The 17,359-nt window shown below is 62.2% G+C and carries 16 protein-coding genes; 10 read left to right on the forward strand and 6 right to left on the reverse strand.

The window, feature by feature from the left end:
* Positions 1 to 150: 150 nt before the first annotated feature.
* Entirely contained in the window at positions 151 to 426 is a 276-nt protein-coding gene (locus ACTEK7_RS30090; RefSeq protein ID WP_036007697.1) for a hypothetical protein, read from the reverse strand.
* Between the two features lie 100 nt (positions 427 to 526).
* Entirely contained in the window at positions 527 to 1,135 is a 609-nt protein-coding gene (locus ACTEK7_RS30095; RefSeq protein WP_036045323.1) for a S24 family peptidase, read from the reverse strand.
* A 155-nt stretch (positions 1,136 to 1,290) separates the two neighbouring features.
* Between ACTEK7_RS30095 and ACTEK7_RS30100 the strand changes: the two genes are divergently transcribed.
* Positions 1,291 to 1,827 (forward strand): GcrA family cell cycle regulator, encoded by a 537-nt coding sequence (locus tag ACTEK7_RS30100; protein WP_157283862.1) that lies wholly within the window; start codon positions 1,291 to 1,293, stop codon positions 1,825 to 1,827.
* 45 nt (positions 1,828 to 1,872) lie between these two features.
* On the forward strand, positions 1,873 to 2,448 hold the full coding sequence (locus ACTEK7_RS30105; protein ID WP_225142695.1) for a hypothetical protein: 576 nt from the start codon (positions 1,873 to 1,875) through the stop codon (positions 2,446 to 2,448).
* Between the two features lie 45 nt (positions 2,449 to 2,493).
* Here the strand turns inward: ACTEK7_RS30105 and ACTEK7_RS30110 are convergent, their stop codons facing one another.
* Complete coding sequence (locus ACTEK7_RS30110; protein WP_036007687.1) at positions 2,494 to 2,850, reverse strand: hypothetical protein; 357 nt, start codon at positions 2,848 to 2,850, stop codon at positions 2,494 to 2,496.
* A gap of 569 nt (positions 2,851 to 3,419) precedes the next feature.
* Here ACTEK7_RS30110 and ACTEK7_RS30115 point away from each other — a divergent pair.
* Together ACTEK7_RS30115 and ACTEK7_RS30120 are read left to right on the forward strand one after the other, a co-directional pair.
* Complete coding sequence (locus ACTEK7_RS30115) at positions 3,420 to 3,605, forward strand: hypothetical protein (RefSeq protein WP_036007684.1); 186 nt, start codon at positions 3,420 to 3,422, stop codon at positions 3,603 to 3,605.
* 133 nt (positions 3,606 to 3,738) lie between these two features.
* Positions 3,739 to 4,080, forward strand: coding sequence for a phasin (locus ACTEK7_RS30120; RefSeq protein WP_036007681.1), 342 nt, complete (start codon positions 3,739 to 3,741; stop codon positions 4,078 to 4,080).
* 287 nt (positions 4,081 to 4,367) lie between these two features.
* Here the strand turns inward: ACTEK7_RS30120 and ACTEK7_RS30125 are convergent, their stop codons facing one another.
* Positions 4,368 to 4,685, reverse strand: coding sequence for a c-type cytochrome (locus ACTEK7_RS30125; RefSeq protein ID WP_036007678.1), 318 nt, complete (start codon positions 4,683 to 4,685; stop codon positions 4,368 to 4,370).
* Positions 4,686 to 4,986: 301 nt separating this feature from the next.
* Between ACTEK7_RS30125 and ACTEK7_RS30130 the strand changes: the two genes are divergently transcribed.
* Positions 4,987 to 5,073 (forward strand): hypothetical protein, encoded by an 87-nt coding sequence (locus ACTEK7_RS30130; protein ID WP_368736791.1) that lies wholly within the window; start codon positions 4,987 to 4,989, stop codon positions 5,071 to 5,073.
* 143 nt (positions 5,074 to 5,216) lie between these two features.
* Here the strand turns inward: ACTEK7_RS30130 and ACTEK7_RS30135 are convergent, their stop codons facing one another.
* Positions 5,217 to 7,013 carry a ShlB/FhaC/HecB family hemolysin secretion/activation protein gene (locus ACTEK7_RS30135; protein ID WP_225148120.1) on the reverse strand — a complete coding sequence of 599 codons (1,797 nt, stop codon included), beginning with the start codon at positions 7,011 to 7,013 and terminating at the stop codon, positions 5,217 to 5,219.
* A gap of 131 nt (positions 7,014 to 7,144) precedes the next feature.
* Here ACTEK7_RS30135 and ACTEK7_RS30140 point away from each other — a divergent pair, with 131 nt between their 5' ends.
* The 5 genes from ACTEK7_RS30140 to ACTEK7_RS30160 all read left to right on the forward strand — a co-directional run bounded on the left by ACTEK7_RS30140 (position 7,145) and on the right by ACTEK7_RS30160 (position 16,456).
* A complete protein-coding gene (locus ACTEK7_RS30140; protein ID WP_225148121.1) occupies positions 7,145 to 8,386 on the forward strand; it encodes a FecR domain-containing protein in 1,242 nt (413 codons plus the stop codon).
* A gap of 47 nt (positions 8,387 to 8,433) precedes the next feature.
* On the forward strand, positions 8,434 to 11,175 hold the full coding sequence (locus ACTEK7_RS30145; RefSeq protein WP_225148122.1) for an EAL domain-containing protein: 2,742 nt from the start codon (positions 8,434 to 8,436) through the stop codon (positions 11,173 to 11,175).
* 582 nt (positions 11,176 to 11,757) lie between these two features.
* Positions 11,758 to 12,495 (forward strand): ABC transporter substrate-binding protein, encoded by a 738-nt coding sequence (locus ACTEK7_RS30150; RefSeq protein ID WP_225148183.1) that lies wholly within the window; start codon positions 11,758 to 11,760, stop codon positions 12,493 to 12,495.
* Between the two features lie 236 nt (positions 12,496 to 12,731).
* Entirely contained in the window at positions 12,732 to 14,072 is a 1,341-nt protein-coding gene (locus ACTEK7_RS30155; RefSeq protein WP_225148123.1) for an adenylate/guanylate cyclase domain-containing protein, read from the forward strand.
* Positions 14,073 to 14,518: 446 nt separating this feature from the next.
* Positions 14,519 to 16,456, forward strand: a complete 1,938-nt coding sequence (locus ACTEK7_RS30160) for an adenylate/guanylate cyclase domain-containing protein (RefSeq protein ID WP_225148124.1) — start codon at positions 14,519 to 14,521, stop codon at positions 16,454 to 16,456.
* Here the strand turns inward: ACTEK7_RS30160 and ACTEK7_RS30165 are convergent.
* A complete protein-coding gene (locus tag ACTEK7_RS30165; RefSeq protein ID WP_225148125.1) occupies positions 16,453 to 17,295 on the reverse strand; it encodes a metal-dependent hydrolase in 843 nt (280 codons plus the stop codon). The two genes, ACTEK7_RS30160 and ACTEK7_RS30165, sit on opposite strands and share 4 nt — an antisense overlap.
* Positions 17,296 to 17,359: the final 64 nt, after the last annotated feature.

The raw sequence follows: 17,359 nt of genomic DNA on the forward strand, positions 1-17,359 counted from the left end.
CGGTGGCGCGCCCTAAAGCGCGATGCGATTAGGATGAATCGTCACGTCATCGCGCTTTAGGCTGTTGATTGATCATGATCGTTTCGGAAAACCGCTGCACACTTTGCGCTAACGCGGCCCTTCAGGTCTGGATCATGCTCTAGGCCTGAGTCACGTCCTCTCGTGCTTGCGCAGGTCGTGGATGTGGTCGAGGCGGATTGCCTGGAGATCGACGTCCTCGGGCTCGATCTGTGGGAGGGCCGCCTCGGCCAGGATGGCCGCGGTGACATCTTCGACCGAGTTCTCCACGATCTCGTGGATGAACGAGACGTTCCGATACTCACCCGAGGCGAGGCGGGAAATGACCTCGCGCCGGGTGATTTCGGGATCGACGACCGCCTCGCGGCCCCGCCGTCCATAATCGATCATCACGACGAAGTATTGCATGAAACGACCCTGCCGCGCCCCATGGTCGGGACGCGGCAGATTATTTCCGAAAATCGGAACTATGTCAAGTGTGATTTCTTTTAATCAGAAGTGGCAGCCCTCATTTGCCCTTCTTGCGCGGCCGCGCCGACTTCGCGCGCAGCCGCTCAAGCTGTCCCTTGGGCATGGACAGGCAGATCTCCCCGACCCAGTCAAGCTTGACGCCGACGATCGGCTTGGCATTGAAGCTCGTGAGGTTGACCACTGAGGGAGATTTGCCCCGCTCGATGGTCTTCAGATAGCGCTCGCCGGTCTTGAGGCGGACCACTGCCTCTTCGCCGTAGAAGCTCGACAGCGGGTGGCGCTGGTCCTTGTAGACGACGATCACGTCGCCGCTTTCGTATTTGGGCAGCATCGAATCGCCCACGATCTCGAATGCGATCGTCTCTTCCATGATCGGGAAGGGCAACGCGACGTCGCCGAGACCTTCCGGCGGAACCTGTTCGTAGTCCGGCTCGATCACGGCGCCGGCTCCGACGCGCCCCATGATCGGCGCGAGATTGAGCTCGAGATATTCCATGATCGGAATGATCTCCGAGGCCTTCACCAGGCGCTCGCCGCCGAGAATCTCCGAGACCGCGCCGGGCCGCACGCCCATGGCCGCAGCCAGGCCGCCCTTGCTCTTGCCCGTCTTCTCCAGGCCCCGCTCGATCATTGCTACGTCCAACATGGTGATTCCCTCGATTGCGCACCGTCTCGCCTCTTGTAATCCGAAATTCGGAATTGATGCAATTATGAATATCAGAAATACGGCTTGACTCTGTATTCGGAATAACGGAATGTGCGTCTCGCCTCCCGGGTGGAGGCGCATCACAGGACAGCAGCATGGAACCGGGCCATTGGCCGTCGGAGCACTCCGACGCGCTTCGCGACTATTTTCACAAAGGCATGTCTTATGCGGAGATCGGAAGACAGATAAACGCAAGGTTTGGAACGGCTTATACGCGCAGCGCGGTGGTCGGCCGCGCCAAGCGGCTCGGGCTCATCGTGCCGCAATGGATGACGAGCCCGGCGCTCGCGCCGCCCTTGCCGGGTGAACCCAGCCTGCTTTCGCCGCGCCGGGTGGCGTGGCCGAGCCTCAATCTGCCGCCGAAGTCCGCCATGAAGCCTGCGGCGCGGGTGAAGTTGCGCTGTGTCGGCATCCAGCCGCGCCTGATCCAATTGGTCGAGCTCGAGCCGGCCGACTGCCGCTATCCCTATGGCGGCGACAAGGACGGTGAGGAGATCACCTTCTGCGGCCACCCGCGCCAGCCGGGCTCGAGCTATTGCGCGCCGCATGGCCGTCTGACGCGCCGTTCCGAGGCTGCGTCGGCGGCCCGTGCCGCAGGCCCGGTCGTGCTGAAGCTGGTCTCGGCGCTCTGACGGTGCCGCCCTCCGTTCAACTCTCAGTCTTGCAAGGAGATCCGAGTGGCTCGTGCCCGACGCAACAAGTCCTACAAATTGGCGCAGATCTACGACCGGCGGTCGCGGGAGGTGCCGTTCAACGCCGAGATCGCGGAGGTGGAAGTCGACAATCCGCTCGCGCTCGGTTCCGGCGAGAAGATCCTGGCGATCCGGTCGGTCCGCGGCGATCCGCTTGGCCGGCTGCACGCGCACCATCAGATCGACGAGGCGCAGTACCGCGGCGGCCGCGCCTTCCAGAACGATTGGGAGCGGGCGGAGCGCGGCCCGCAGGCGGTGGATACGACGCGCGAATATGTCGATGGGACGGGCACGCGTGAGGTCGTCACCGAAAGCCAGCGCCAGGCGGTGCTGCGGCTCAACAGGATCGAACGAGAGCTCGGCACCGACGGCGCCGCGCTGGTGCACGACGTGCTGGTGCTGGGTCTGACCATGGATCAGGTTGGGCAGCGTCGTGCCGTCCGCACGCAACGCTGGAACGATTACTTCGCGCGGCGTTTCCGCGAATGCCTGGACCGGCTGGCGCTGATCTACGGCTTCGCGACGGAGACGGGAACGGCGCGCGGGGGCCGACGTGGATGATTGCGGAGCGCCGGCGGTCTCGGCCGCCGGCGTCCCGCCCATTGCTTACGGGTGAGGGACGATCTGGTAAGGCGTGGTGTAGGGCTCGACGCGCAGCGAGGCATGGGCCAGCAGCCCGATCTTGGCTGTCGGTGCCTGCTGTAATTCGCCGTTGGGGCCACGATGCACGTTGTATTGCCAGACGGTGAGATCGCCCTTCTGTGCCAGCGCGTGTGCGACGGCGCTCGCATCATTGCCGCCGAGCGCCTGAAGCTCCTGCGCCGACAGTCCGACGACGATTTCGTCCTTGACGGTGACGATCTTGAACAGGTTCATCTTGGTCTCCTGCGCCCATGCGCCTTGTGTCGAGAGGGTGAGAAGCGCGATTGCGGCGCCCTTGATGAGATCGCAGCGAGAAAGCATGCCGTCGTCCTTTTGGTGCTGAGGCGCGCCCAAATCGAAGAGTTTTCAGCCATGGCGCCCGTGTCTGCGTGGCCGTGCCGCAACGGCTTGGTCGCTCGCGCGAGGACGGCGGTTCACGGTGGACCGGCCGCGAGATCGACTTTCACGCGCTTAATGCAACCGCCGGGACGGATTCAACAAATGCGTGTATCTTGCTGAAGAATCGCCAATTCGTGCGCGCTAACGTGCATTTGACATCGGAAACACGACGAAACCCCGTGTTGATTGACAGCAAGAGGGGCTGTGCGCGTGATTGATGACGCTTCTTGACGCAGGTGGGTGACGGCGATCGATATTCCTGTTATCCGGAAACGCTGTGGCGCGATGCAGACCAAGCATCGCTATACCCACGGTTGGGCTTGCCGGATGGGTTGTTGCTTGGCATAGTTGCAACCAGATGGAGGCCGTCGTTTGGACGCGGTTCAGCCTGCAACCCGGCGGGTCCCTTCGGCCGAACGTTCGTCGCCATAGTTCTGTTGCGGCGTTCGGTTCTCGAGCGGATCACGACCGATGCTTGTCATAGGTGCGAGATGAAAAACCTCAATTTCGCGGCTGAGCTGCATCTCAAGCTCGGTGTGCCTGCAGGCAGCACCGTGGAAAGTCTGCGCCTGCTCCGGGCCTTCCTGAAGCTCGCGCCGCGACAGCGCTTCGAGGTGATCAAGCTGGTCGAAGATCTCGCCACCGACGAAGCTCTTCCCGAGCACCCCTTATCCTAGAGCCCGGCCGCGCGCCCATCCTGCCCATTTTCCTGCCAGAGCAGGCTCCCCGGCATCGTTCGCCGGAGCGCTGGCGGCTGGATGGCGGTCAGGCAAATGTGGTATTCAGACGGAAAAAGGGAGGAGTGAGACCATGATCGAACCGAAAATCGAAGTTCCGGCCGAACTGCGTGATTTGGCCGAGAAGACCATCGACCAGGCCGAAAAGGCCTTCGGCATGTTCTTTGAAGCGGCGACCAAATCGATGTCGTCCGTTCCGGGGGCGGGGACAGAGGTGTCGAAGCAGGCGTTGGCTTTCACGGAGCAGAACATGAAGTCGGCCTTCGAGCATGCGCGCAAGCTGGTGCATGCCACCGACCTCCAGGAGGCGATGCGAATCCAATCCGATTTCCTCCGCAGTCAGTTCACCAGCGCCGGAGATCACATGCGTCAGATGACCGGCAGTCTCATGCAACCCGGCAAGGGCAAGTCCTGATTTTCGGTCTGTGTACAGCGTGCCCACAAATTGATCTTGTATGACGTGAAGATCCGCGCTTCGATACCGGTGCAGGTCCATGATGGGCCACCGAATGATCTCATTCGCCGTCTGTCATCCTTTCTGCTGATCCCTGCCGGTCCACCGGCAGGGATTTGCATTTGCAGCCTTCGTGCAGCCCGGCGTGACCATCCGGGATGAAGCTCAGACTATTGCTGAAGTATGACCTTCGGAAAAGCGCGCCGCTCGGTTTGCGCGAGCGCGGCCTTCGGCGGCCGATCAGGCATCTAACGCAGCGATGCGATGTAGGCCGCGATATCGCCGGCTTCGGTTCGGCTCAGGGGAAAATTCGGCATCTTCGGGTGCGGATCGAGCAGGAAGAATGCGAGCCTTTCCGCACTGAAATCCGGCCTGCGCGCGACTGACGCAAAGGAAGGGACGTCGGCGCTCGCCTGAGCCTGTCCGTTCGCCACGACATGGCAGCTCGCGCACCAGCGCCTGGCGAGTTCGGCGCCGTGACCGGCATCAGCACCGAGAGCGGACGACGAGCCGAAGCCAGAGACGAGGCCAAGCAGCAGGAAAATCCGTCTCACATGTCGGAGCATAGGGCAATCTTTCTGCATTCGCTTGCGGCTGCCGCGCTCATCCGCAGCAGGATCCTGGAAATTGCGAGAGATCGATGCGAGCGACGATCGAGCGCAGCAGCCTGCGGGTCGAACGATAGAGATGCCGCATGAATGCCGGCACCCTCGCCGCGGGCAGGCCCTTCGGAACAAGGCTTTTCGTACCAAGACTTCCGGTATAGTGCGACACGTGTCTCTCCGACAGCATGTGGTTTCTTAGCGTGCCGTGTCGGAGCCGCCTTGATCTGCCGCAAAGCGTCCCGGCCAATAGTCGCCCGGGTTCATGATCATTGGGCTCTTCGTATCCGCAGGCGTGAGCGCGCTGCTGGCGCTGTCACGCAGGAAGCGGTCGAGCGTCTCCTCACGATGAGGCTCATCAGCGTCTGTGCCCGTGGAAACTCCGGCCGCGCACTCCGGCCTCATTCTGAGGAGCCCGCCTCAAGCGGGAGTCTCGAAGGATGGCCGCGGGGAAAAGCTGTCAGGATGCGACATCCCGCCCGAAGGACCGGGCGGCTAGAGACAGCTCGCCCGGCCGCGTTCGGGGCAGAGCCGGAACGCGCTCGACAGCGTGAAAAGAAAGCGTGGGCTGCGACGCTCGTTGTCCGGCGCCCGGTAGCTTAAGGGGACGGCGACGCCGAAATCGGCCTGGAGGTCGTCCGGCAGGAAGAAGCGCACACCGGCTCCGGCCGATGTCAGCGACAGCCCGTCGCTCAGGCGATAACCGTGGTTCCAGACTGCGCCAGCGTCGCCAAAGGCATAGAGCTGGTAGCCGGTCCAATAGCGGAAATTGAGCTTCTGGTCGAAGCGCAGCTCGAGCGAGCCGGCAAGGCCGTTGTCGCCGCTGATCTCGGCTGCGCCATAGCCACGGCCGAAGGCCGCGCCGCCGAGATAGAATTGTTGCGAAGTGAACAGCGGGCGCGACGCCGTCTGGCTCGCGGCAGCGAGCTTGAGCGACCAGACATCGTTGAGTGTCTGGTAGCGCGTGAACCAGAGGTTCAGGACCGAGAAGTTCGAGGAGGCTCCGTCGCGTGACAACAGATTGTCCTCGAAATGTGAGGCGCCAAAAACGTCGAGCCCCTGACGGTAGGTCAGAGTCGCAAAATTGGTGCCGCCAAAAGGATCCAACAGCCGGTAGTCGGCGGTCAGGCTCGCCGTCCTGATGTGGTCGTTGTACCAGGGCCCGTAAAGATCATGCTCGGACACATTGCTGAAGGTCGTGGCGGCGGTCAGCGTGAGCGTGGAGGATTGCGACTGCAACGGGACCATGCTGGCACGCAGCTCGAACGCCTGGGTCGTGGTGATGTCGCTATCGAGCCGGCGCATATCGCCCGGCCTTACCGCGCTGTACAGCACGGAAGCACCCAGGCGGACACCGTCGACGCCGACGGGCGCATCGTACGACAGCCGTGCGAAGCCGAGTTGGCGGGGGTCGTTGGCAATGGTCGACAGGTTGACCGCCAATGCATCGCCGGGCGTGAGGTAGGAGTTGAACGCGCCGGTGGCGTAGGTTTGCCAGGGACCGACCGACGAGGATCCGAGATTGTCGAGGCCGAACGAGGAGAAGACGTGCCAGGTTTTCAAGTAGATGGTCAGGCGGAAGCGGCCCGTCGTACCGCCGATCTCCTCCAGCGCAGTGTCGGTGATCCGGACGCCCGGCCTGCCATTGATCAGGAAGAGCTGGCGTTCGAGCGTTGCCAGTCGCGAAGGATGTTCGGTCAGAACCGGCGCCAGCATCGGCCTTATGCCGAACCGCTCTGCACCGTCGCCCTTCAACTCGGCCTGCACGATCGCACCTTCCAGGACCTGAATCCGGACACGGCCGTCGGCGATGTCTTGTGGTGGCACGATGGCGCGGCTCAGATGAAAGCCGGCTTCGCGGTAGAGGTCGCTGATGGCGCCTGCGATCGCGGCCAGATCCGCCTGCGAGACCTTCCGGCCGAGATAAGGCTGGTAGACAGCGGCGATGCGATCAGGGGAAACCGCATGGGCGCCGCCGACGCTGACGCCGCGCAGCACGAATTGCGGCTTGGTATCGCCGCCCGTCGTGGGCTGTCCGACGCTCGGCAACCGGACCGGCGGCCGGCCGAGCGATTCCTGCTCGGTCTGGTTATCAAAATATTTCTCGGGCTGGCGCGGATCGAAGCCCGGCTGGTTCGCCTGTTGAGCGAGTGCCGCTGGAGTTGCCACCAAAATTACTGCCGCCGATACCAATGCGGTAAGGAGATGCCGCTTCTCACCGCGCGCGGCGACTTTGTCTCCGTAGTTCGACGGAGGATCTGCCACGGGGCGGTAAGGGTTCGTTAGCCGCATGATTTTTCATAGGTTTTTATGGTCAACGATTGGTTAATCCGGCCGCTCCGCTGGCCGCTTTCCGATAATCCTATCTTGAGTGATTTCGGATACCCCTCAGGCTTGGCTGTAAACGCGGGCTGAGGATCATCATGTTCGGCAGAGTTGGAATGCGGCGCGCCCTGGCGGCGGCGCTGATCCTGGGAACGGCTTCCAGCGCATTCGCGGCGGACGACGGTGTGTGGTCGGTCAGCAAATCCTCGGGCGAGGTCTGGCTTGCGACGAGCGGCGCCCAGCAGGTGTCGTTGACGTCAGAAGGAACGCTGAAACCTGGCGATACCATTCGCACCGGTCGCAACGGGCGCGTTCTCCTGGTCCGCGGCGAGGAAACGATCCTGATCTCCCCCAATTCGGTGGTGGGCCTGCCGGCCGAGAAGAAGGACGGCCTGTCGACCACCATCATCCAGCAGGCGGGTTCGATCCTGCTCGAGGTCGAGAAGCGCAACGTCAAACATTTCGAGGTCGAGACGCCCTATCTCGCCGCCGTGGTCAAGGGGACGCAGTTCAGCGTCACGGTCGGTGCCGGTAGCACCAAGGTCGGCGTGCTGCGCGGCCAGGTCGAAGTCTCCGATTTCAAGACGGGACAGATTGCGCAAGTGATGCCCGGACAAGCGGCCACCGTGTTCGAACACGGCAAGCCCGGTCTCAGCCTCAGCGGTGCGGGGACGCTCAATCCGATCGAGCAGGGCAAGCCCCGTGCACCCACGATCGAGCGTGTCCCAGTGCCGAAGTCGGGCCTGTCGGCGCCGCGCCATGCGGCCAATAGCCATGCCATCCATGCGCTCGGCCCAGTCGACAAGGGAAGCAAGGCGGCCGGCGCACCCAAGGCCTCGGGGCAGGCGGCCGGGGGGCATGCCTCCAAGGCAGGAGCCGTGCGCATTTCGGCCGCGCTGGGAGAGGTCAAGCTGAACGTCCACAAGGCGACGCGCGGCCTTGCGCACGGCGGCGTTCCGCCGGGGCAGGCACGTAACGCGAATGCCAGGGGCGACAGTCAGACGGTCTGGAACGATGGCCAGACGAGCCCGGCTGCATCCAACGGTGCGGCAAGCAGCGGTGCCGCCAGCGCGAACGCCACGATCGCCGCAACGACGGCCGGCGCATCCAGCGATGCCCCGCGAGCAAACAACGGAAATGCCGGCGGCAACGGTAATTCGGGTAACAACAACGGCAACGGCGGCAACAGCGGCAACGGCGGCAATCAAAACAATAAACGTAACGGCGGCAACAACGGTCACGGTAACAGCAGCCATGCCGACAACGGCGCCACCGGCAATGGCAGAGGCAACAACGGCCACGGCCACGGAAATGGCAGCAATGGGCACGGCAGACGCTGAACTCTAGGTGGACGCGTCCGTCGGGGCGGGTGTGGGGGGAGGCTCGGGTGAAACGCTATCGGCCGCATATTCTTGTCGTGATCGCGCTCGCGGTGGTGTTGTCCACGGGCTGGCATGCTGCGCTTCGCAATGCGCTCACCGATCTTCGATTCAAGTGGCAAACGCGTGCGGCCACCGGCGACATCGTCGTGGTCGGTATCGATGCGCCGTCGATCGACCAGATCGGGGTGTGGCCCTGGCCGCGGCGTCTCCATGCCGAAATGCTGCAAAGGCTGGAAGCGGCAGGCGCGCAGGAGGTTGCCTTCGATGTCGATTTCAGCACGCCGTCGGATTCCGCCTCCGACGCGGCCTTCGCCAAGGCATTGCGAGACGCCGGCGGTTCGACGATCCTGCCATCCTTCAAGCAGCCGACACCGAGGGGCGGCCCGGCCCATGTCAACCGGCCGCTGAAGTCGTTCAGCAACCAGTCGTGGCCGGCCGTCGTCAATGTCGCAATCGAATCCGACGGGCTGGTTCGCCGCTATCCGTTCGGCGAGAAGCTCGGCGACGCCTTCATGCCTTCGATGGCCGTCGTGCTGGCGGGCCAGGACGCCAATCGGCGACCGCCCTTTCTGATCGATTTCAGCATTCGCGCGCCCTCCATTCCCGCCGTCTCCTATGTCGACGTGCTGCGCGGCGATAGCGCCACGCTCGACAAGCTGAAAGGCAAGAAGGTCATCATTGGCGCCACGGCGCTCGAGCTCGGCGACCGTTTCAGCGTTCCCAACGGCAGTATCATCTCGGGGCCAGTCCTCCAGGCGCTCGCCGCTGAATCGATCCTTCAGAACCGGACCCTGCGCTGGACCTCCGATGTCGGCATGGTGGTCGGACTGGGCGCGATCTGCCTGCTGATGCTGTATTCGTGGCGCCGTATCGCGCCAGGACTTCGCGTCGCAATCCTGATCGCAGCCGGGGCGGTGGTCGAGCTGGCCGCAATCCTTGTGCAGGCAAGATGGCCCCTGGTCATCGATACGTCGCTGTTCCACATCGCCATCGTCGCTTACCTGACCGCGATTGCGCTCGACGAAATCGACTTCCGCAGCCTGCTCGGACGCATCGCCGAGAGCCGCTTTCATCGCATCGCGATGTCGCTCGGCGACGGGCTGGTCTGCACCGACGAGGATCACCGCATCACGGTCTGGAATCCCGGCGCCAGCGCGATCTTCGGCTACATGCCGGCCGAGATCATCGGCCGCCCGTTCGAAACGCTGTGCGCTTTGCCGGCACACGCCGGCGCAAGGCCATCCATGCACGACGCCGCGCGCCAGGCGCTTCTGGTTCCGGGCGGCGCCGTCGTCGTCGAGTTCGAAGGCCGGCGCAAGAACGGGGAAACCTTCCCGGTCGAGGCGAGCTTCTCGGGCTGGCAGGGAACGGACGGCTTTCAATATGGTGCGATCCTGCGCGATATTTCTGTGCGCAAACGTGAAGCCGAACGCATTCGATATCTCGCCGAACATGACGCGCTGACGGGGCTGGCCAACCGGAACATGCTGCATGTGGGCCTGACCGATCTGATCGCCGCGGCGGAGCGACGGTCTTCGAGCGTCGCGTTGCTCGTGCTCGGGCTCGACGGCTTCCAAGAGATCAACAACATGCTAGGGCACTCCGCCGGCGATCTGGTGCTGCGCGCGGTCGCCGAGCGGCTCCGGAGCGAAGTCGGTGGGAAGGCGATCGTCGCCCGGCTCAGCGGGGACGAATTTGCCATCGCGATCGATTGCGCAGAGATCACCGAGCCGGTCGCGGCGGTGACCGAGCGAATCGCGCGCGCGTTCGAAGCCCCTCTCGCAACCGGCACGCGCCAGCACCGGGTCAAGATCAGCGTTGGCGTCGCCGTCTATCCTGAAGGCGGGAGCAACGCCGATGACCTCCTGAGCAACGGCCATCTCGCGCTGACGAAAGCCAAGGCGACCAGGCGCGGCGGCCACGTCGTATTCGAAGCCGCGATCCGGCAGGAGCTCGAGAACCGCTTGAGGCTGGAGGGCGAGCTGGCGCTTGCCGCCGACCGCAGCGAATTCGAGCTGTTCTACCAGCCGCAAGTTCGTCTGATCGACGGCAGCCTGGTCGGAGCCGAAGCGCTCATCCGCTGGCGGCATCCGGTGCGCGGCTACGTCTCACCGGCCGAATTCATGCCTGTCGTCAACACCTCGGCGCTGTCGGAGCGTATCGCGAACTGGGTGATGGAGACCGCCTGCCGTCAGGCACGCGCCTGGGAATTGTCCGGCAACGATGTGCGTGTTGCGATCAACCTCTCACCTTCGCAGCTCCAGTCCGGCGATCTCGCGCATTCCGTTGCAGCACTGCTCGAAGAGACCGGGCTGACGCCGTCGCTGCTCGAGATCGAAGTCACCGAAGACATCCTGCTGCATGACGAGCGCCGCGTGCTTGAAATGTTCAAGCGAATTCAGGAGCTCGGCGTCCGGATCCTGTTCGATGATTTCGGCACCGGTTATGCGAGCCTGAGCTATCTCAAGAAATTTCCGCTCGACGGCCTCAAGATCGACCGGTCGTTCGTCTTTGGTCTTTTGTCGAATTCCGACGACGCCGCCATCGTCGGCTCGACCATCGGCCTCAGCAAGCAGCTCGGTCTCACGGTCGTGGCTGAAGGCATCGAGAACCGCGCAACGGCCGACTTCCTGGTCAGCTTGGGATGCGAGGAAGGGCAGGGCTATTTCTTCGGCCGTCCGATGCCCGCCGAGGCGTTTGAGAGACAGTTCCTGGCGGCTGAGCTCGAGACTGTCAGCGCCGCCTGAGCGAGCGGCTTTGGCCTGCGCGTTGACACCAGCACTCCGAATGGAGGCTGGTTGTCTTGGCGAGCACCGTCGCGCGGGTCAACATCCGGTATTCAGCGTCCAGTGACGGTGCCCACATTCCTTGCTTCCCGCGAGTTCGCATCGCGATCTGAGCGCGGAAATGCGCCATGGGGATTGGCCTCGCATGGTCTGCTTTCGAAAGCTGAGCGGAGAGGCCTCTTGAAGTGCGCAGGGCAGCTTTTGACCCAACTCGGACATCGGACCGCGGCGAAGCCGGTTTCATCCCTACCAAAACGCTGGCCTCAGCCATATGATGCCGTCGTCTGCGGTTGAGGTAGGTATGAGGCGCCGGGATTTGCTTGGTGCTCTTGCTGGTCTGGTGGCCGTGCGGCCGGTAACGGGCCGCGCGCAGCAATCCCCTCGATTGCCAACCATCGGGTTCTTGGGTCAGAGCACCCCTTCGGTCGAGCGCCAACGGCTTGCTGCATTCTTGAAGCGACTGAGTGAACTCGGATGGATCGAGGGGCGAACAGTCGCGATTGAGTATGCGTGGGGCGAAGGAAACAGTGAACGCTTCGCTAAATTTGCGACGGATTCGTTCGGCTTAGGGTCGATGTCATTGTAACCTCGGGGACCGCAAACGTTATCGCGGCGATGCAGGCAACATCGGTTATTCCGATCGTGTTCGCGGTGGCGGGAGACCCAGTTGCAAACAAGCTGGTTGCGAGTTTGGCGAAACCTGGCGGCAACGTCACGGGCCTCTCGACGGTAGCAACCGATCTTGCCGGCAAGCGCCTAGAACTTTTGCGCGAGGCCATTCCAAGTCTTCGGCGTTTGGCAGCTATTGGGAACATTGGCAATTCCTTGTCCGCACTGGAGCTTAGTGAAGTGCAAGCGGCGGCGGCGAGGCTTGGTCTTGAGACCGACATCCTCACAATTCGTCAAGCAGAGGACATCCCGTCTGCCTTCGAGGCGCTAAAAGGTGGTGCAGGGGCATTGTATATAGTTGCCGATCCGCTTGTGAATACCCACCGCGATCGGATCCAGACTTTAGCAATGGGAGCGCGACTGCCAACAATCTACAACGCCAGAGAGCACGTCGAAGCGGGTGGCCTCATGTCTTATGGGCCGAATTTTACGGATTTGTATCGCCGCGCTGCCCAATACGTCGACAGGATTTTGCGTGGAGCAAAACCCGCTAATCTTCCGGTGGAGCAGCCGGCCAAGTTCGACTTCGTCGTAAACTTGAGGACCGCCAAGGCCCTCGGCCTAGCTTTGCTGCCGTCGATGCTTGCCCGCGCAGATGAAGTGATCGAATAGAGCTGTTGTTTGCTGCGGTGCATGAGTCCGTTCATGGCCCATCGTGTCACATTGGTGAGCAAGATCGGCCGGACCGGTCGCGTTTACCCGAAACGCACATCGCGGCCGCACCTGGTTCCCCAGTCGCGCCGGTACTTACGGGTGGGCGGCAGCCAAATTCTCCACCGAATTTCGCTAGCCTGACGCGGAATGAGGTGCGACACTCGCGCCCGCGGTTTGTCACGCAGTAGGCCACCATGGCTGACATCCCGGCCACTCACTATGTCAAAAGTGACGACGTCCATATTGCCTATCAGGTGATGGGCGACGGTCCGCGCGACCTGCTGTTCGTCCCAGGTTTTGTCTCCAATGTCGAAGCGCTCTGGCAATCGCCGGCACGCGCTTCCTTTTTCCGCAAGCTTGCAACGTTTGCGCGGGTCATCACGTTCGACAAGCGCGGCACCGGAATGTCCGATCGCGGTTCCCAGATCTTCACGCTTGAACAGCGGATGCACGACGTGCAGGCGGTGCTGGACCAGGTTGGTTCTCAGCGGGCCACCTTGTTTGGCGTGTCCGAGGGCGGTCCGATGTCGCTGCTCTATGCAGCTACGTATCCCGAACGCACGTCAGCTCTGGTGCTTTGTGGCACTTATGCGCGACGCTCGTGGGCCCCTGACTACGCATTCGCGTGGACCGATGCGCAGTGGAGCGCTTTCCTCGATGACATTGAGCACCATTGGGGTTCGGCAGATGCGATGAGTTTGCTGATGTGGGCGCCTAGCCTCGCTGGCAATAAGCAGGCACTTGAGCAAACCGCCGCCTACTTCAGGGCCTCGGCAAGCCCCGGCGCGGCATCGGCGATCATGCGCATGAACCGGGAGATCGATGTCAGGGACATCCTACCCGTGACGCGTGTGCCGACCTTGATTTTGCATCGCACCGATGAGCGCGTCATTGACGTGAAGCATGCGCGCTACATGGCGCAGCAGATTCCTTGCGCCAAACTGATTGAGCTCAGTGGTCAGGACCATATGGTCTGGGCTGGCGATCAGGATGCAATTATCAATGAGGTCGAAGAGTTCGTCACCGGGCATCGGCAAGCAGCGGAGCCGGACAGGGTGCTTGCAACTGTGCTGTTTGTCGACATTGCGGGATCGACGGAGCGCGCGGCCGCTCTCGGCGACGGCGCCTGGCGCGTGCTGCTGGATGCGTTCTATGCCAAAGCTCGGGGCGTGCTCGGCCAGTATCGCGGCCGCGAAGTCAATACCGCCGGCGACGGTTTCCTTGCCACGTTCGATGGCCCTGCGCGCGCTGTGCGTTGCGCAAGCGCAATCGGCGACGCGGTGCGCCCACTCGATCTGAAGGTCCGTTGCGGTTTGCATACCGGCGAGTGCGAATTCGTCGCTCACGATATTGTTGGCATTGCCGTGCATATTGGTGCACGTGTGGCGGCGCTAGCTGCCCCGGGTGAAGTTCTGGTCTCACAGACGGTTCGCGATCTCGTGGCAGGCTCTGGATTGACGTTTGAGGAGCGCGGCCGCCACCTTCTCAAAGGCGTGCCCGACAAATGGCGTCTGTTCCGTGCGGTAACGACCTAGCACGTCTTCACCCGCCATGCGGTCAACGCACCGATGACCGCTTTTGGCCCACCGCTGACTTCGCCTCTTAGGCTCGCAGCATCCGCTTCCGAGGGCTGAGGGGAAACCGTCGCCGGAGCCGCCGATGGCAGCCTTTGACCCAAAGCCGACCTGCCGCAATGGAATGAATGCAGACGACAAGGAGCTGCCCGAGCCAACACGGCCTTACTCGAACGTACCCGGCTAGGCTTTCCTGCCTGACGACGGATCACCGGTCGGACGTCAGCGACTGGGGTCCGGACGGAGTACATCAGTCCTGATTCAAGCCGGTCCAAGTGTCAGCGGTGGCGTCGACTCGCCGGACAGCCGACCCTCACGTACCAAAGCCTCGCTTCGTACCCCGCTGTGCCTTGAAACCTTGCATCTCAAGCTGCAGAATTGCCAAGCACCCCAAAGGCTGACGATGGATGCCGCTGCGGCAGGAACAACGGGTTGAGCGGCACCTTGCCGCGATTTTTGCGGCGGACGTCGCGGGCTACTCGCGATTGGTAGGCCTGGACGAACTTGGCACCTTGAAAAGCCTCGCCAGCGCGCGTGAGGTCATGGACACTCTCATTGAGGAGCATGGGGGCCGGATTGCCAACACCGCGGGTGACAGCGTCCTGGCGGAGTTCCCGAGCGCGGTCGATGCCGTTCAATGCGGCGTTGCGGTCCAGGGTCGACTGCTAGAAATGGGACGAGAGATCGCTCGAGACCGGCGTGTCCAGTTCCGGATCGGTATTCACGTGGGGGATGTCGTAGCGCGCGGGCGAGATCTGCTTGGAGATGGGGTCAATGTCGGCGCGCGGCTCCAAGAAGTCGCCGAGCCAGGGGGCGTGTGCATCTCGGGCGCCGTCTACGAGCAGGTCCACAAGGCGCTCCCATTCTCTTTCAAGAATCTGGGTCTTAAAAAACTCAAGAACATCGACCGAGCGGTCCAGGCCTACGCTGTTTCGAGCGAGAGCCTGGGTTCGGCGCGGACGGGCTTCGCCGACCCGACCGCGCACGATGGCGCGTCGCAGCGGGCGCGAAGCATTGCCCTTGCTGCGATCGCCGTCGCTTCCCTGGTGGTTGCGAGCGCGGGCGGAGCCGTGTGGTGGATGGGGGCCCAGCAGCGAGGCGGGGTGCAGAACGCGGGCGACAGCACCCCGGTGCGGTCCGACAAACCCTCAGTTGCCGTGCTGCCGTTCTCCAATCTCAGCGACGACAAAGCCCAAGAATACTTCTCGGATGGGATTACCGATGATGTGATCAACGAGCTTTCCAAAGTGGCCGGACTCTTCGTCGTCGCCCGCAACTCCACCTTTACCTTCAAGAACACTGCCGTGGACGTGCGAAAGGCCGCTGCGGATCTCGGGGTCCGCTACGTGGTGGAAGGCAGCGTGCGCCGAGCCGCGGACCGGATTCGCATCAACGTTCGACTGGTCGATGCGGCGAGCGGCGGGCAGCTCTGGGCAGATCGCTACGAGGGCGCGATGGGAGATGTTTTCGGGCTGCAAGATGAAATCGCCGGCAAGATCACGCGAACATTGGCGGTTCAGTTGACATCCAAGGAGCAGGGGCAAATCGCCACCAAGCGCACCGAAAACCCGGTGGCCTACGACGAATTCCTGAAGGGTTGGAACAGGTACCTTCAGCAGAATCCGAAGGCCGCGCGCGAGGCGATCGGCCACTTCGAGCGAGCGATCGAAATCGAGCCGAATTACTCTCGTGCTTTTGCTGCGCTCGCGGCCACATACTGGCAGATTGCAAGGAGACAATGGCAGGAAGAGAGGTTCGGGCTAAGATCGGTGCACGATGCGCGCTTGAAGGCTGAAGAGTACATCACAAAAGCACAACAGTCTCCGATTTCCCTCAATCATCAGGTCGCTTCGGCCATTCTGTCTCAGCAAGGAATGCACGAGAAGGCGATCAAAGAGGGAGAGCGAGCAATCAGCATGGATCCCAACGACGCGAACGCCTACGTCGCGCTCGCTGGAGCGTTGAGCTTAGCCGGTCAGCCGGCCAAGGCTCTTGAGCTCGTCCTCCATGGCATGCGGCTCAATCCATTCTCCCCACCTTCTTACTTTTATGAACTCGGATTGGCCCAATTCGGGTTGGAGCAATTTCAAAGTGCAGCGGCAAGCTTGGAGCGGGCTATCGCTCTCAATTCAGACGACCGATGGGCTTATCGTGTGCTTCTCGCCGCCTACGGCCATTTGGGCCGGAAAGCGGACGCTGAACGGATCTTTTCGTTGGCCGAGAAGAATCGACAGGGACTAGACCCACTCTCCATTCGAGGAACTGCTTTCTGGTATCCCTTCAAGGATTCAGCGGATTGGGAACGTATGGCGACGGGCCTTAGACTCGCCAACGTGCCCGATTAGCGGCCTAAAAATCTCATTACCTGACCTGGGGCGACGTCCAAGACCTGGACACTAGTAGATCCTAAAGCTTTCTTGAATTCGGCCGGGGTTCGGTTCAGCACCGGAAAGGTGCCGTAGTGTATTGGTATCACCGCTTTCGGCTTGATCAGCTCCCGAACCGCGTAAGCGGCTTCGTCAGGCCCCATGGTGAAAAAGCCCCCGATGCACACCAGCGCGAGGTCCGGGTTGTGGAGCTCCCGAATGAGCGCCATGTCGCCAAAGGCGCTGGTGTCGCCCGTGTGGTAGACCTTGAAGCCGTTCTCCATCTCAATCACGTAGCCAACGGAAACTCCGGCCCCTCCGCCTTGCCGGATGGATGCTGACTGGTCAGGGTTCCTTATGCCGAGAATATTGTAGTCGAGCGACGAGCTGTGATCGGCCGGCACCATATGGATCTTGACGCCCCGGCCGAGCGGCTCGGCCATGCCGCCCCTATTCATGGCAATGACGTTGTTCTCTTCAAGGAGACCCAGCGCGACAAGATTTCGTCCGAACTCGTAATTGGCAAGAACCTTGGCGCCCGTCAGACGTGCCAGATCGAGGAGATCGGAAATATGATCCTGGTGGCCGTGCGTCACTAGGATCAGGTCCACTTTTCCAATCGCCTTCAAGTCCCGGTACTCAGGCGGCGTCTTCGGGTTTCTGGTGAGGAAGGGATCAATCACTATCACTTTGCCGGCGACACTAGTGATGCGGGTCGTTGCGTGCCCAAGCCAAAGCACTTCCACCGGTTGGGCTGCGGGATAGCCCGGGACGATCACGAGAAAGAAGCTCACAAAGAGAGCCCACTTGGCTTTCATTGGAAACTCCGAACAACCGCTTCTGCTTTCGTGATTACTCTATCACGGTATTCGACGGAGTCGC

The organism is Bradyrhizobium sp. JHI2711 (assembly GCF_056156565.1).

Bases quoted from the DNA above. Each gene is read 5' to 3' on its own strand.
- ACTEK7_RS30125 (WP_036007678.1), bottom strand. From the start codon at position 4,685: ATGCTCCGACATGTGAGACGGATTTTCCTGCTGCTTGGCCTCGTCTCT.
- ACTEK7_RS30135 (WP_225148120.1), bottom strand. From the start codon at position 7,013: ATGCGGCTAACGAACCCTTACCGCCCCGTGGCAGATCCTCCGTCGAAC.
- ACTEK7_RS30095 (WP_036045323.1), bottom strand. From the start codon at position 1,135: ATGTTGGACGTAGCAATGATCGAGCGGGGCCTGGAGAAGACGGGCAAG.
- ACTEK7_RS30100 (WP_157283862.1), top strand. From the start codon at position 1,291: ATGGAACCGGGCCATTGGCCGTCGGAGCACTCCGACGCGCTTCGCGAC.
- ACTEK7_RS30110 (WP_036007687.1), bottom strand. From the start codon at position 2,850: ATGCTTTCTCGCTGCGATCTCATCAAGGGCGCCGCAATCGCGCTTCTC.
- ACTEK7_RS30130 (WP_368736791.1), top strand. From the start codon at position 4,987: ATGATCATTGGGCTCTTCGTATCCGCAGGCGTGAGCGCGCTGCTGGCG.
- ACTEK7_RS30120 (WP_036007681.1), top strand. From the start codon at position 3,739: ATGATCGAACCGAAAATCGAAGTTCCGGCCGAACTGCGTGATTTGGCC.
- ACTEK7_RS30115 (WP_036007684.1), top strand. From the start codon at position 3,420: ATGAAAAACCTCAATTTCGCGGCTGAGCTGCATCTCAAGCTCGGTGTG.
- ACTEK7_RS30140 (WP_225148121.1), top strand. From the start codon at position 7,145: ATGTTCGGCAGAGTTGGAATGCGGCGCGCCCTGGCGGCGGCGCTGATC.
- ACTEK7_RS30160 (WP_225148124.1), top strand. From the start codon at position 14,519: ATGCCGCTGCGGCAGGAACAACGGGTTGAGCGGCACCTTGCCGCGATT.
- ACTEK7_RS30090 (WP_036007697.1), bottom strand. From the start codon at position 426: ATGCAATACTTCGTCGTGATGATCGATTATGGACGGCGGGGCCGCGAG.
- ACTEK7_RS30155 (WP_225148123.1), top strand. From the start codon at position 12,732: ATGGCTGACATCCCGGCCACTCACTATGTCAAAAGTGACGACGTCCAT.
- ACTEK7_RS30165 (WP_225148125.1), bottom strand. From the start codon at position 17,295: ATGAAAGCCAAGTGGGCTCTCTTTGTGAGCTTCTTTCTCGTGATCGTC.